The organism is Streptomyces sp. NPDC005925 (genome assembly GCF_040638805.1).
Lineage (GTDB): Bacteria > Actinomycetota > Actinomycetes > Streptomycetales > Streptomycetaceae > Streptomyces.
This window is the reverse complement of record NZ_JBEXVL010000039.1, coordinates 26,401-40,025: the sequence shown is the minus strand read 5'-3', so window position 1 is coordinate 40,025 and position 13,625 is coordinate 26,401. Positions and strand designations below refer to the sequence as shown.

Genomic DNA, 13,625 nt, shown 5'->3' with positions numbered 1-13,625 from the left:
TTAAACTGTGGTGAACTGCGAACCACGCGGCGCCGCCGGGGCGCGTCCTCGGCCGGCCGGCGGTTGCGAGGCACTGCGGGTCGGGCTGCGCGCCGGGGCCGTCGGCGACGTCGAGGACGACCCGGTCCAGGGGTGTGCCGGGGCGGGTGGGCAGCGGCCACTCCGCCGTGGCGAGCCGGGGGTGCCCATGGCCGGGGACACCGACGCCGAGCCGTATGCCGGTGCTCGCCGCGCCCGTCAGCGTGCTGCTCAGATACGGCATGCGGCCTCCATCCAGATGTCCGCGAGGGACTCCTCGAGGTTGATCCGGGGCCGCCAGCCGAGCCGGTCGCGTGCGGTGCGCACGTCGGCCTGCTGCCAGCTGCCGCACCCGTCGGGGTAGGGGTAGGCGATCGGGGCCGCGTGGTCGGGGTCACTGCGGGGGTGCCCGATGACGGGCCGGAGGTGGCCGCCGGGCGGGCCGTCGAGTTCGTGCAGGGAGCCGCCGTATCCGGCGACACGGGCGAGGACGGCGGCGGCGTCGCGCAGCCGGACGGCCCGGCCGGAGCCGATGTTGATGACGCCCTGCGCCGCGGAGAGCGAGGCGGCGTGCACGGCACGGGCCACGTCGCGTACGTCGACGAAGTCGCGCTGGGCGCCGAGGCCGCCGAGCTTGAGCTCGCCGTCGCCGGACTGCATCGCGCGGCGCATGCCCTCGGCGAGCCGGCCGAGGGGCGAGCCGGCGGGGGTGCCGGGCCCGGCGGGCGAGAAGACGCGGAGCACGACGGCGTCGAGTCCGGAGCCGAGGACGAGTTCGGTGGCGGCCAGCTTGCTGACGCCGTACGGGCCGCCCGGTCGCGGCACCGCGTCCTCGGCGGTCGACGAACCGGGCTGGCTGGGGCCGTACTCGGCGCTGCAGCCGACCTGCACCAGGCGGGCGCCGCAGCCGCTGCGGCGCAGGGCCTCGCAGACGGTGGCGACGGCGACGGTGTTGTGCCGGGTGAGTTCGCGGGCGCCGCCCCGGGTGGCGCCGGCGCAGTTGATGACGACACCGGGGTGGACGGCGTCGAGGAAGCGGGTGAGCGCGCCGGGGCTGCCGGACGCGAGGTCGAAGCGGACGTCGGCGTCGTCGCCGCGCCCGAGCGCGGTGAGCTGGACGGCCGGGTCGGCGAGCAGACGGTCGGCGACGTAGCGGCCGATGTAGCCGCCTGCTCCGATCAGCAGGACCCTCATCGGGCGGCTCCCGGGATGCGTGCGCCGACGGGTGCCGGGGCGCCGGGGCGGGAGGTGTTCATGTGGTGGTCTCCTTCAAGGGGTGGCGCCGGAGGGGCGACAGCGATACGCGGAAGGGCGGTGCCGGCAGGGGGCGGTGCGGGTGCCTGTGCCGGCGGAGCGGGTGCCCGTTGGCGCCCGGGCCCGGTGGCGGTGGCTCGCCGAGGATGCGTCGTACGGCCGGGACCACGCCCGGCCGGGGCGGGACCGTACGCGGCGCCCGGTACGGCGGGCCTGCGGCGCACCGGGCGTCGGCCCGGCGCGCAGGGCCTGCCGCCACCGGGCACGCGGGCGCGGGCTCGCCGGGGCGGGTCCGGGGTCGCCCCCGGGGAGGTCGGCGTGCGCCGGGGCGTGCGGGGCGGGGCGCGTCAGCATGGGCGTTCCGGGGTGGCGTGGGCCGAGGCGCGGGTCAGTGTCTGCGTCGCGTGGATCAGCAGCGTCAGGGCCGTCGCACCGCAGGCCAGAGCGGGGACGGCGGACGGGCCCCAGGCGATGAAGAGGGTGTCGACGGGGACGGCGAGGAAGCCGCAGCCGGGCAGGCGGCCCGCGAACACCGTGGCGAGGGCGAGCCCTTCGGTCGTCGCGGCGGTGGTGAGGACGAGCGCCGGGGCGTGCCGGAAACCGTGGACGGTGAGGAGCCGGGCGAGGAACAGCAGGGCGCCGAGGGTGAGGGCCTGCGCGGGGGCGGCGGGCTCGCCGAGGGCGGCACCGCAGAGAGCGACGAGGACGGCGAGCGCGCCCAGGAACAGCACGAACGCGCCGAACAGCAACGGCCGTACGGAGGCGGCGAACTCCTCCAGGCCCCGGCTGACTTCCACTCTGCGACGGGCGCGTACGGCGAAGAGGTGGGCGCTCCAGGCGGCGGGCACGCAGCCGAGGGCGAGGGCCAGGACCGGAGCCGCGGAGAGCGGCCAGGGGCTGTCGGTGTCGCCCGTGCCGCCGGTGGGGAAGCCGTCGGGGCCGCCCACGACGGCGGCGGCCAGCAGACCGTCACCGAGGAGGGCGTATCCGACGAGCCAGCACGTCCAGACGCCGGTGCCGTGCCGGGGCTGTCCGGCGGCACCACGGTGTGCGGGACTGAGCGGGCCGCGCCTCAGCACCGCGCGCAGGCTCAGCAGCACGGCGAGGACGCCCGCCACGGCCGCGACGAGCCGGGGTTGCCCGTCCGTGAGCCGGAGCGCGGCCACGGTCGCGGCGCACAGCGCTCCGGGCAGCACGGTGAGGAACGCCCAGCGGGTGCGCGCCATGGGGGCGGGACGGTCGGTGACACGGTCGGCGGGGCGGTCGGCGGGACGCGGCGGCACCGCACGCGCCTCGCGCGGCGCGCGTGCGTACATCTCCTCCGCGAGCGAGAAGACGTCCCGGTGCCGGAAGCGTGCCGCCGTCCGGTCGGTGACACCGCGGGCCTCCAGGCCCGCCGCGATCTCCAGGGCGTCGACGGCCCGTTCGCACAGGTCCCGGTGCTGGTGCAGCAGGGCTTTCACCGGGTCGGCGGCGCCGCGCCGGGCGGCGGGCGCCGCCTGCCGTCGGCCGCCGACGGCGGGACCGGTTTCCCGGGCGTCGGGGCCGTCCGGTGTGCTGGGCAGATCCAGCTCTCCGGGACCACTCATCACGCACCCTCCGGGACGGAAGCCCGGGCCGGCGCGGCGGCGGACACCACGCCGGGGGCCGAGACGGCGCCCGGCGCGGAAGCCGCGGCCGACGCCGCGGCCGAGGCGCAGGCCCGTCTCGCTTCCCCCCAGCAGCCCGGCATGCGGGACTCCGCCGGGACGGCGAAGGGCAGCGGGTCCCCGGCGTCGTCGAGGGCGACACGACGGACCGGGTTGCGCGAGACGATCTCCAGGTAGATGCCGTGAAACGCGGCGACGTTCTGCTCGACGGCGAACAGTTCGAGAGCGCGGGCACGGGCGGCGGCACCGAGGCGCTCGCGGCGCGCCGGATCGCGCAGCAGCGCCACGCACGCCTTGGCCAGCGCTCGCGGATTGCGCGGCGGTACGACGAGGCCCGTACCGCCGACGACCTCCACCACCGCGCCGACGTCCGTGGACACCGTCGCGCGCCCGCAGAGCATGGCCTCGACCAGGCCGGCCGGGAAGCCCTCGACCACGCTGGACAGTACGACGACGGCACCGGAAGCGTATGCGTCGGTGACGGTGGACAGTTCGGGCCCGCCGATCTCCTCGAAGGACACCGGGTTGGCGCCGACGGCGTGCGGCCCGTCCGCCTCGTCGGGAAAGAGCTGCGCGGCCAGCGCCCGGCAGTGGCCCAGATAGGCCACGCCCTCGGGCCCGCCGGGGGCGCCGACGACCCGCAGCCGGGTCTTCGGCTCCTCCTTGCGGATCCCGGCGAAGGCGTGCAGCAGGGACACCAGGTCCTTCTCGGGTTCCACCCGGCCGACCCAGACCAGCGTGTCCCGGGCGGCGTCCTGCGGCGCCTCGCCGACCTCGGCGAACGGCTCGGCATCCATGCCCGGGTAGACCGTACGGAGCTTCCCGCGGTCGGCGCCGCACCTCTCCTGCCAGCGACGGGCGTGGATGTTGCCGGGCGTGATCACCGCGGCGCGCCGGTACGTCTCGGCGGCGAGGCTGCCCTGGAAGGCGGCGAGCAGGGACCGTACGGCGGGCGTGGCCCGGCCGGCGCTCAGGTAGTGGGACCGCAGCTGCACCCCGTACTCGGTGACCAGTAGCGGCACGCCGTGGAAGTGCCCGGCGACCAGCCCGGGCAGGGCGGCCGCGCAGGAGGCGGCGTGGCACACGTCGACGGCGCCGAGCGCGTCCTCCTCGTACCAGTCGAGGGAGAGGGGACGCAGCGCGCGTTCCAGGTGCGCGGCGACGTGGAGCAGGTCGGGGACGCGTGCCTCGCGCGCCGCCTGCTGGGCGCCGGGCGCACGGCAGGCGCGCTCCAGGGCGCATACGGCGGTCTCGGAACGGAGGGCGCCGACGAGGCCGCCTTCCTCGCGGGCGAGTTCGGCGAGACCGTAGAGGGCGTCGGCGAAGGTGCCGAAACGGTCCGCCTCAGGGGCGGTGCGCTGGGCGGCGGCACCGGCGGTGCGGGACGCGCACACGACGGACGCGAGGGCGGCGTAGCACTCGGCGAAGCGCCGACGCGCACGGCGTCCGTACACGACCCCGTCGTCCTCGGCGGTCCACAGGGGCGCGGTGCGCACCCTGCCGGCCTGGGGCGGCAACGGGATGTGGCCCTCGGCCTCCTGCCGTCGGCTGCGGCTGAGCGCGTAGACGTCGAACTCGTGCTGCCCGGGTCCGCGCACGAGCCGGTCGCACCAGAGCATGCCGTCACCGCCCACAAACGGGTAGCCACCCTCTGTAATCAGTCCGACGCGCACGAGTGCACCCCCGATCTCCCGTCCAGGGAGCCGCCGTTGACTCGGCGGCTCACAGCGGGACGAACGTATGCGGACAGGGCGGTGCTGTGCTGGACGGTTGTCCGTCGCGCCACCAGAAGGGGTGAACGCGCGTGACTTTTCGCCCCGCGATGCGTTCCACCGCGTCAAGCGATGAGATCGTCACGCAGGGTGACGTTGCGGCCATCGGCCCGGACTGCCGACGGGCGACCGGGACGACGCCGGCCGGCGGGAGCCAATCCGGGCCGGGCGGGAGCCGGCCCGGCTGTCAGGCACCCGGGTAGGGCCAGGCATTGGGCAGGCAGCGGATGCCGTCGTACTCCAGGAACTTCGTCTGCTGCTGCATGACCGGCGCGAGGGCGCCGTTCTTGTCGCACGTGACGTGGTTGTGGCCGAGGCGGTGGCCGACCTCGTGGTTGATCAGCATCTGCCGGTAGGCGTGGATCGCGTCACCGTAGGTCTCGGAGCCCTGCGCCCAGCGATAGGCGTTGATCATGATGCGCTGGGTGGCGGCCGAGTCGCAGGAGACGTTGTCGACACTGGTGTCGAGACCGGACTTGGCGCACCAGTCGTCGGTGGTGCCGGGGCTGGCGAGGGTGATCACGAAGTCGACGTCGCCGGAGTGGACGCGCTCGAAGGTACGGGCGCCGTTGTGGGCCCAGCTCCGGTCGTCGTTCAACGTCGCCTGCACGGCCTGCGCGAAGAGCTCGCCGTCGAGACCGAGCCCCTTCTCGATGTCCACGCGATACGTGAACTTCTGCCCCTTGCCGGGCGCCCTGTCGACCCCGGAGACCGCCTCGAACTTCCCGGAGGCCTTCAGCTTCACGCCGAGCGGATACCTCTTGTTCATCTTCTGCTCGTACGTCAGCGGCGCGGGCGCGGCGTCGCGGGGCGCCGACCCTGCGTCGCCGTGAGCGGCGGACTCGTCCCCGGGCCGGTCGACGGCCGACCGGGACGACGTGTCGGCGCCGTCGGACCCGTCGGCGACCTGGCCGGCCACGACGACGGCGAGCACAGTGGTCACGGCGGCAGCGGCGATGCCGGTGAACGTGCGGCCCCTGCCGCCCCTGGTCTGCGCGGGCTCACCGGTCGGCGGCGCGCCGTCGTCACCGGCGTCGGCGCGGAGGGTGTGGGGGTCGGTGGGGTCCCCGTCGGCGGGAGACCGGCGGGCGCGGGACGTGGGGGGTGCGAACACGTCGTCGTCCTCGTCGAAGGCGTCGAGGTACTCCGGCCGTGGTCCGGCCGGGGGCGACTGCCGCTGACGCGGGATGGGGGCACCGGGCGATCCGGAGGGTCCGGCCGCTCCGGGTGCGCCCGGTACGCCGTACCCGGCACCGGTCCGCCCACCCAAGTCTCCCCAGCCACCGCCTCCCTCACGCTGTTCGGGATGAGCACCACGCACTTGGGGGACACCGTCGGCCGGCGTCCCGTCGGGAAACCGCGGCACCCCATGAGCCGGCGTCCCGTCGGGAAACCGCGGCACCCCATGAGCCGGCGTCCCGTCCGGGAAACGCGGCACCCCATGAGCCGGCGTCCCGTCCGGGAAACGCGGCACGCCGCGGGCCGGCGGTGGCGGCCCGTCGGCGAAACGCGGCCCGGCGTCCGGGACCCGGGGCACGCCACGCGCGGGGGTCCCGTCCTGCAGCCACATGCCGCCCTGCGCGGTCGGCGCCGCACGGGCCGGGCCCGCTGCCTCCGGGGGTGCCGGGCCGGTGGGACCGGCGCCACCGCCGGACCGCCCCACCTCGGACGGCCGCCCCTTCCGCGTTCCCGTGCCCGATGTTCCCGATGTGCCGGATGTCCCCGGCGTTCCCGTCCTGTCCGCGGCGCCGCTCTTCGGAGCGGGCCCGCGACGGCTGTGGCGCCCCACCTCTCGCGTCAGCCCTTCGCGCTCTCGTCGGCGCCGTCGGCACCGTCCGCATCGATCTCCGGCCCACCGGCGTTCCCGACGACCCCGACCCCATCGGCCACTCCGGCCACCCCAGTCATTCCGTCGGCATCATCGGTCTCACCGGTCGCATCGGCTCCGTCCGCCCCCACCCCGGAGCCTCCGGTGTCCGCGAGGAGGTCCCGGAACGCCATCGCCACCGTCTCGGGGTACTCCATCATCGCCACGTGGCCCGCCTCCGGGAGCGTCAGCAGCCGGGAGTCGCGGTACGCGCGGGCGGCCCGCTGCGCCATGCGGAAGCCGACGAGCTGGTCCCGGCCCCCGTAGACGAGGAGGGTCGGGGCGAGGACACGTTCGGCCTGGCGCCACAGGCCCTGCTGCCCGCCCAGCGTGTACGCGTTGACGATCCCGCGCGCGGACCGCGCCATCGCGTCCCAGAAGTACGGCAGCCGGATCCGCCGCTCCATCTCCTCCACGGCGTCGCGAAAGCCCTCCGGCGTCACCCGTCCGGGATCGCCGTAGCAGAGGGCGAGGACGCCCCGGACCCGCTGTTCCGGCGTCCATTGCCGGGTGATCCGCGTGAACAGCGCGGCGACGCCGGGCACCGCCAGCAGCCCGGTCGGTACGGCGCTGCGCTGGACGCGGATCTCCGGCAGCGCTGGCGAGACGAGCGTGAGGGTCCGCACGAGGTCGGGCCGTACGGCGGCGACCCGGGTGGTTACCGCGCCGCCGAGCGAGTTGCCGAAGAGGTGCACGGGGCCGTGTCCGGCGCCGTCGAGGTAGCGGATGACCGCGCGGGCGTGGCCGGTTATGGAGTAGTCGCCGTCGTCCGGGGGCGGGGAGTCGCCGAAGCCCGGCAGGTCGACCGCCTCGCCGTCGACCACGTCGGCCAGCAGCGCCATCAGCGCCGACCAGTTCTGCGAGGACCCGCCGAGCCCGTGCACGAACAGCGCGCGCGGCACCCCCGCGCGCTCCGCCGGTCTCGAACGCACCGTCAGGGTGATTCCCGGAAGCTCGACCGACCTCAGCCGCTCTCCCTCCGCGACCCGCACGGGCGCCACCTTCGGGAGGACTTGGGGCGCCTGCACGGAAGGGAGATCGGTCGAAGACATGCGGGCAATGTTACGAGACGATCACGTGGCGGTTCACGTGTCGACGGTCACAGAATCAGCCGTTCTGCAAGAACCGGTCACGGCTGGGTACCCACCCGCACGGACCTCGGCGTGCGCAGCGCGTAACGCCCCGGACGCGGATGGCATGGCGTACGGACCGGGTGTCTCCTAGGCTCGTACGGAGGGCACCCGCGTGTGGCCCCTGCATTTCAGGGACGTTCGTAGGAAGGGAGCCCGTGATGGCCGTAGATCCGACCGACCCCGAGACCTTCGAGGACGGCGACGAACAGCAGGCCCCGGAGGTCGGCGTGGAGGCGCCGGAGGCCGACGCGGCGGAGCAGCAGGCGGACGTCGCTCCGCGGACCGACGACCCGCTGACCGGCGTGGAACCGGACCGCGCCAACGAGGCCGACCTGGTCGAGCAGGCCCGGGTCGTCGCGCTCGACGAGGACGACTACCGGTGAGACGGACCACCGAAGCCCGCAGGTGAACGGGGCGCAGGATGGTGGCGGGGTCCATCGGCCGGAAATCCGGTTGACGAAGGCCGCATTGTGCCCCTTCTGTGCCTGTTCAAAACGGTCTGCACGGGTGTCGCCACCGTCCGGTCCGTGAAATTCTGCGCTCGCACCGCGCACAGCACGGTTACCGAAAAGTACGATGGCGGCGCGGATCACACCGCGACATGAACGATTGACTGGGAGGCGGCGTGACAGCCATCGAGCAGACAGAGGCGGTACGCCCACGGGGCACGCGCCTGCCGCGCCGTGCCCGACGGAACCAGCTGCTGGGCGCCGCGCAGGAGGTCTTCGTGGCGCAGGGCTACCACGCGGCCGCGATGGACGACATCGCCGAGCGCGCCGGCGTCAGCAAGCCGGTGCTCTACCAGCACTTCCCGGGCAAGCTCGACCTGTATCTCGCACTGCTGGACCAGCACTGCGAGTCACTGATCCAGTCGGTGCGCCACGCACTGGCGTCGACGACGGACAACAAGCAGCGCGTCCGCGCGACGATGGACGCCTACTTCGCGTACGTCGAGGACGACGGCGGCGCGTTCCGGCTGGTCTTCGAGTCGGACCTGACGAACGAGCCGGCCGTGCGCGAGCGCGTCGACAAGGTCACCACCGAGTGCGCCGAGGCGATCTGCGACGTCATCGCCGAGGACACCGGCCTGTCGCGTGCCGAGTCGATGCTGCTCGCCTCGGGTCTGGGCGGCCTCGCGCAGGTGGTGGCCCGCTCGTGGCTGCACAGCGACCGCAGCGTGCCCCGCGACCGGGCCGTCCAGCTGCTGGCCTCGCTGGCCTGGCGGGGCATCGCCGGTTACCCCCTGCACGGCACCGACCAGCAGCACTGAGACCGGGAGCACCGCCCGGCGCACGCCGGGCGGCATTCCCGCCCGCTGTTCGCTCTTGGCGTTCCCGGCCGCAGCGTGTCCGTCCCCTCACCGGGCTAATGTGTGCTGCGTACGGCGCGCAAGGTCGCGCACTTCACTGACCGTCGGAGGGACATAGCCGTGGAGGTCAAGATCGGCGTGCAGCACGCGCCGCGCGAGATCGTTCTGGAGAGCGGTCAGAGCGCCGAGGAGGTCGAGCGCGCGGTGTCCGAGGCGCTCGCCGGCAAGTCGCAGCTGCTGAGCCTCGTGGACGAGCACGGCCGCAAGATCCTGGTCCCGGCCGACCGCCTCGCGTACGTCGAGATCGGCGAGCCCGCCCCCCGCAAGGTGGGCTTCGGCGCGCTGTAGACGACACGGCCGCGCCACGGCGCGGCATGGAGAGGGCCCGGCGGTCGCGCAGACCACCGGGCCCCTCGCTCTCCCGCCCGCTCCCTCCGCTCCCCCCGGCGCGTGCCCTGACGGAGTACATCCCGGCCGTGGGAGAGGGTTGGAATGCGCAGGTCAGGGGTAAGACGGGCTTGGACCGCTATGACAGGACCGGCCACGTGGGAGGGACCCCGACGTGATCTTGGAAGCACTCAGCTCCGCGATGCTCGGCCTCGTCCTCGCCTGGGCGGCGGCCCGCCGTCTGCCCCACCGGCTCCCGGCCCGCCCACTCGTCCTGTCGACCGGTGTCGCCGGTGCCCTCCTGGGTGCCTTCCTCACCAACGGCGCGCTCGACGCCGGCGGCATCCTGCTGACCCTCGTTGGATCGGCCGCCGTCTCGGTCGCCTCGCTGTCGCTGCTGCTGCGCCCCGCGGGAAGACTCCGCCGACGCTCGGCGACGGCCTGAGCCGCCGCCGCGGGCGCCGACGTTCCTGACGAGCGCACCGGCCCCGCCTGAGAACGGCGCGGTCAGGCCGCCAGGCCCAGCGCCGCCATCCGCTTCGTGTGCGCCTCGGTGATGCGGGAGAACATCCGGCCGACCTCGGCGAGATCGAACCCGTCCGCGACGCCGCCCACCAGCATCGTCGACAGCGCGTCGCGCTCGGCGACCACCCGTTGCGACTGCGACAGCGCCTCGCCCATCAGCCGCCGTGCCCACAGCGCGAGCCGGCCGCCCACGCGCGGGTCCGCGTCGATCGCGGCGCGCACCCGGTCGACGGCGAACCCGGCGTGCCCCGTGTCGTCGAGTACGGCCAGCACCAGGCGGCGCGAGTCGGCGTCGAGCCGGGCGGCGACCTCACGGTAGAAGTCGCTGGCGATCGAGTCGCCGACGTAGGCCTTGACGAGGCCTTCCAGCCAGTCCGAGGGTGCCGTCTGCCGGTGGAAGCCTTCCAGCGCCGTGACGAACGGTTCCATCGCGCGCGTCGGCTCCTCGCCGATCTCCGTGAGCCGGTCCCGGAGCCGCTCGAAATGGTGGAACTCGGCCGACGCCATCTTCGCCAGCTCGGCCTTGTCCTCCAGGGTGGGCGCCAGCTTCGCGTCCTCCGCGAGCCGTTCGAACGCCGCCAGTTCCCCGTACGCGAGCGCGCCGAGCAGGTCCACGACCGCGGCGCGGTACTGCGGGACGGCGGAGGCCGTCGCCCAGTCCTCGGCGGCGACTCCGGTGGGTTCGGCGGGTGCGTCGGAGGCGTTGTCAGGGGTCGTCATGGAGCGCACAATAGCCCGCTCTCCGTCACGTGGAAGTCCCTGGTCAACCAGTGTGACAACGACTACGTGACCAAATCGGCCATCGCGTGTGCGCGAATCCGGGGTATGGTGGTAATGCGCCTGCCGAGTACTCCGTGGCAATGCAGAGCCATCTCGACGGGGCGCACGTATGAGGATGCCCGGTCGGAGGCCCGATCGGCTCCGACCCGACAGCCTTCCGTGGCCGTACGCCTCAGTGCGTACGACGACCGGAGGGACACCTCAGCGGTACGAGCGCTAGAGCGTCAGCAGTGGTCCCGTGTCCTACGGCCCGACCGTACGGCGGCCGACGTCCCTGGCACGGTCCGACACCGACCCCCGCGCTCGCCTCGCACCGCACACACAGAAGAGGCAGCGCCCTGACTACGACGTTCCGAGACCTCGGGATTCTCCCCGAGACCGCCGAAGCCCTTGAAGCCGTCGGCATCGTCACCCCCTTCCCGATCCAGGAGATGACTCTCCCCGTCGCCCTTTCCGGCACGGACGTCATCGGCCAGGCCAAGACCGGCACCGGCAAGACGCTGGGCTTCGGCCTGCCCCTCATCGATCGCGTCACCGTTCCCGCCGACGTCGAGGCCGGCCGCGCCCGGCCCGAGGACCTCACCGAGGCCCCGCAGGCACTCGTCGTCGTCCCGACGCGCGAGCTGTGCACGCAGGTCACGAACGACCTGCTGACCGCGGGCAAGGTACGCAACGTACGCGTCCTCGCGATCTACGGCGGCCGGGCCTACGAGCCCCAGGTCGAGGCCCTGAAAAAGGGCGTCGACGTGGTCGTCGGCACCCCGGGCCGGCTGCTCGACCTCGCCGGCCAGAAGAAGCTGAACCTGCAGCACGTCAGGGCCCTGGTCCTCGACGAGGCAGACGAGATGCTCGACCTGGGCTTCCTGCCCGACGTCGAGAAGATCATCAAGCTGCTTCCGGCACGGCGCCAGACCATGTTGTTCTCGGCCACGATGCCGGGTGCGGTCATCGGTCTCGCCCGCCGCTACATGTCGCAGCCCACGCACATCCGCGCCACCTCGCCGGACGACGAGGGCGCCACGGTCGCGAACACCACGCAGTTCGTCTACCGCGCGCACAACATGGACAAGCCCGAGTTGGTCGCGCGCATTCTGCAGGCCGACGGCCGGGGGCTGGTGATGGTCTTCTGCCGCACCAAGCGCACGGCCGCCGACCTCGCCGACCAGCTCAAGCAGCGCGGCTTCGCCTCCGGCGCGGTCCACGGCGACCTCGGCCAGGGTGCCCGCGAGCAGGCGCTGCGCGCCTTCCGCAACGGCAAGGTGGACGTGCTGGTCTGCACCGACGTCGCCGCGCGCGGCATCGACGTCGAGGGCGTCACGCACGTCATCAACTACCAGTCGCCGGAAGAGGAGAAGACGTACCTGCACCGCATCGGCCGCACCGGCCGCGCGGGCGCGAAGGGTACGGCGATCACGCTGGTCGACTGGGACGACATCCCGCGCTGGCAGCTGATCAACAAGGCGCTCGACCTGGGCTTCGCCGCCCCGCCGGAGACGTACTCGACTTCGCCGCACCTCTTCTCCGACCTCGGTATCCCCGAGGGCACCAGGGGCGTCCTGCCGCGCTCGGAGCGCACGCGCGCCGGGCTCGACGCGGAGGAGCTCGAGGACCTGGGCGAGCCGGGTGGCCGCGGGCCGCGCGGGCGCGGTGCCCGGGGCGGCGGCCGGACCGACTCCCGGCCGGACTCCCGGTCCGACGAGCGGGAGCGCTCGGAGCGTACGCCGCGGCGCCGTCGCCGGATGCGCGGCGGAGCCCCGCTGGACGAGGCCGCGCCGGCCGGTACGGCTCCGGTCGCGTCCCCCGAGAAGGACGCCGTGGCGGTCTCCGACGAGGCCACCGCCCCGCGTACGCCGCGCCGTCGCCGCCGGATGCGCGGCGGGGTCTCCGCCGAGCAGGGACCGGCCGCGGAGCCGACGGCCACGGAGCCGACGGCCGCCGCCGAGAGCGCGGTGGCCACGGCCGAAAGCACGCCGTCCGACGTCGCCGAGGTCTCCGAGCAGCCCCGTCGCCGCCGTACGCGGAAGTCCGCGGCGACGGCCGAAGCGGTGACGCCCGCCGGGACGGACGCGACGGACACCGAAGCCGCTCCGGCAGCCGGGACCGCCCCGGCGGCGGAGGCCCCGGTGGGGGAGGCCACGGCCACCAGGCCGCGCCGCCGCACCCGCAAGGCCGCCGCTTCTGCCGAGACGGCGCTCGACACCGCCGAGGGCACCACGCGGGCGGCCCCGGCCGAGGAGCCCTCGGAGCCGAAGCCGCGCCGCACGCGCAAAGCCGCGGCCGTCGCCGAGGCGGCGGTCGACACCGCCGAGGGCGCGGAGGCCAGGCCGAAGACCCGCCGTACCCGCAAGGCGGCCACCGCCGTGCAGGAGCCGGAGGCCGCCGAGGCCGGGGCCGAGCCGCGTCGTCGCACGCGGAAGACGGCGACCGCTGCCCCCGCGGACGCCGCTGCTGCCGCCGCCGAGGCGGCGGTCGACACCGCCGAGGGCGCGGAGGCCAGGCCGAAGACCCGCCGTACCCGCAAGGCGGCCACCGCCGTGCAGGAGCCGGAGGCCGCCGAGGCCGGGGCCGAGCCGCGTCGTCGCACGCGGAAGACGGCGACCGCTGCCCCCGCGGACGCCGCTGCTGCCGCCGCCGAGGCGACGGAGGCCGGGCCGAAGACCCGCCGTACGCGCAAGGCCTCCGAGCCGGCCGAGGCCGGCCCGGCTGTCGGCATCCCGGCGCAGTCCGCGCAGGAGCCGGAGGCCGCGGCCCCGCGCCGCCGTACCCGCAAGGCCACCGCGGCGCCCGCCGAGGCGGACGGCGGTGACCCGGCCGAGGCGAGGCCGAAGGCGCGTCGCACCCGCAAGGCCACGGCGTCCGCGGAGCCCGCGGACGGCTGACAGCTCGCCGAGACGGCCCGGTCCCCCACCACGGAGGGCCGGGCCGCCGTCG

The 13,625-nt window shown here is 74.7% G+C and carries 11 protein-coding genes and 1 pseudogene; 5 read left to right on the top strand and 7 right to left on the bottom strand.

Annotated elements, in window-relative coordinates; translation table 11 throughout:
• The 6 genes and pseudogenes from ABZ354_RS27215 to ABZ354_RS27190 form a co-directional block, all read right to left on the bottom strand.
• Nucleotides 1-262, bottom strand: a pseudogene (locus ABZ354_RS27215) (hypothetical protein); the annotation flags it as partial.
• Entirely contained in the window at nt 250-1,212 is a 963-nt protein-coding gene (locus ABZ354_RS27210; protein ID WP_358661105.1) for an NAD-dependent epimerase/dehydratase family protein, read from the bottom strand. The gene ABZ354_RS27210 and the pseudogene ABZ354_RS27215, both read right to left, overlap by 13 nt.
• Before the next feature lie 407 nt (nt 1,213-1,619).
• Nucleotides 1,620-2,861: a hypothetical protein gene (locus ABZ354_RS27205; RefSeq protein WP_358661103.1), complete on the bottom strand. Its 1,242-nt coding sequence runs from the start codon at nt 2,859-2,861 to the stop codon at nt 1,620-1,622.
• On the bottom strand, nt 2,861-4,594 hold the full coding sequence (locus ABZ354_RS27200) for a DUF3492 domain-containing protein (protein WP_358661101.1): 1,734 nt from the start codon (nt 4,592-4,594) through the stop codon (nt 2,861-2,863). Before ABZ354_RS27200 ends, ABZ354_RS27205 begins: the two co-directional genes overlap by 1 nt.
• A 286-nt stretch (nt 4,595-4,880) precedes the next feature.
• Entirely contained in the window at nt 4,881-6,482 is a 1,602-nt protein-coding gene (locus tag ABZ354_RS27195; protein WP_358661099.1) for a DUF3152 domain-containing protein, read from the bottom strand.
• 8 nt (nt 6,483-6,490) lie between these two features.
• Nucleotides 6,491-7,612, bottom strand: coding sequence for an alpha/beta hydrolase (locus ABZ354_RS27190; protein WP_358661097.1), 1,122 nt, complete (start codon nt 7,610-7,612; stop codon nt 6,491-6,493).
• 239 nt (nt 7,613-7,851) lie between these two features.
• Between ABZ354_RS27190 and ABZ354_RS27185 the strand changes: the two genes are divergently transcribed.
• The 4 genes from ABZ354_RS27185 to ABZ354_RS27170 all read left to right on the top strand — a co-directional run bounded on the left by ABZ354_RS27185 (nt 7,852) and on the right by ABZ354_RS27170 (nt 9,834).
• A complete protein-coding gene (locus ABZ354_RS27185) occupies nt 7,852-8,076 on the top strand; it encodes a hypothetical protein (protein WP_358661095.1) in 225 nt (74 codons plus the stop codon).
• Nucleotides 8,077-8,318: 242 nt separating this feature from the next.
• Nucleotides 8,319-8,963 (top strand): TetR/AcrR family transcriptional regulator, encoded by a 645-nt coding sequence (locus ABZ354_RS27180; RefSeq protein ID WP_358661094.1) that lies wholly within the window; start codon nt 8,319-8,321, stop codon nt 8,961-8,963.
• Nucleotides 8,964-9,122: 159 nt separating this feature from the next.
• Nucleotides 9,123-9,350: a DUF3107 domain-containing protein gene (locus ABZ354_RS27175; protein WP_358661092.1), complete on the top strand. Its 228-nt coding sequence runs from the start codon at nt 9,123-9,125 to the stop codon at nt 9,348-9,350.
• Nucleotides 9,351-9,564: 214 nt separating this feature from the next.
• A complete protein-coding gene (locus ABZ354_RS27170) occupies nt 9,565-9,834 on the top strand; it encodes a hypothetical protein (RefSeq protein ID WP_358661090.1) in 270 nt (89 codons plus the stop codon).
• A 62-nt stretch (nt 9,835-9,896) separates the two neighbouring features.
• Here the strand turns inward: ABZ354_RS27170 and ABZ354_RS27165 are convergent, their stop codons facing one another.
• Nucleotides 9,897-10,634, bottom strand: coding sequence for a ferritin-like fold-containing protein (locus tag ABZ354_RS27165; RefSeq protein WP_358661088.1), 738 nt, complete (start codon nt 10,632-10,634; stop codon nt 9,897-9,899).
• Between the two features lie 491 nt (nt 10,635-11,125).
• On the opposite strand from ABZ354_RS27165, the gene ABZ354_RS27160 reads away from it, so the two are divergent.
• On the top strand, nt 11,126-13,573 hold the full coding sequence (locus tag ABZ354_RS27160) for a DEAD/DEAH box helicase (protein WP_358661087.1): 2,448 nt from the start codon (nt 11,126-11,128) through the stop codon (nt 13,571-13,573).
• Nucleotides 13,574-13,625 lie beyond the last annotated feature (52 nt).

What these genes read in the sequence shown, in the direction of transcription:
- ABZ354_RS27160 (WP_358661087.1), top strand. Translation starts at nt 11,126, where the DNA reads ATGACTCTCCCCGTCGCCCTTTCCGGCACGGACGTCATCGGCCAGGCC.
- ABZ354_RS27210 (WP_358661105.1), bottom strand. Translation starts at nt 1,212, where the DNA reads ATGAGGGTCCTGCTGATCGGAGCAGGCGGCTACATCGGCCGCTACGTC.
- ABZ354_RS27185 (WP_358661095.1), top strand. Translation starts at nt 7,852, where the DNA reads ATGGCCGTAGATCCGACCGACCCCGAGACCTTCGAGGACGGCGACGAA.
- ABZ354_RS27190 (WP_358661097.1), bottom strand. Translation starts at nt 7,612, where the DNA reads ATGTCTTCGACCGATCTCCCTTCCGTGCAGGCGCCCCAAGTCCTCCCG.
- ABZ354_RS27165 (WP_358661088.1), bottom strand. Translation starts at nt 10,634, where the DNA reads ATGACGACCCCTGACAACGCCTCCGACGCACCCGCCGAACCCACCGGA.
- ABZ354_RS27205 (WP_358661103.1), bottom strand. Translation starts at nt 2,861, where the DNA reads ATGAGTGGTCCCGGAGAGCTGGATCTGCCCAGCACACCGGACGGCCCC.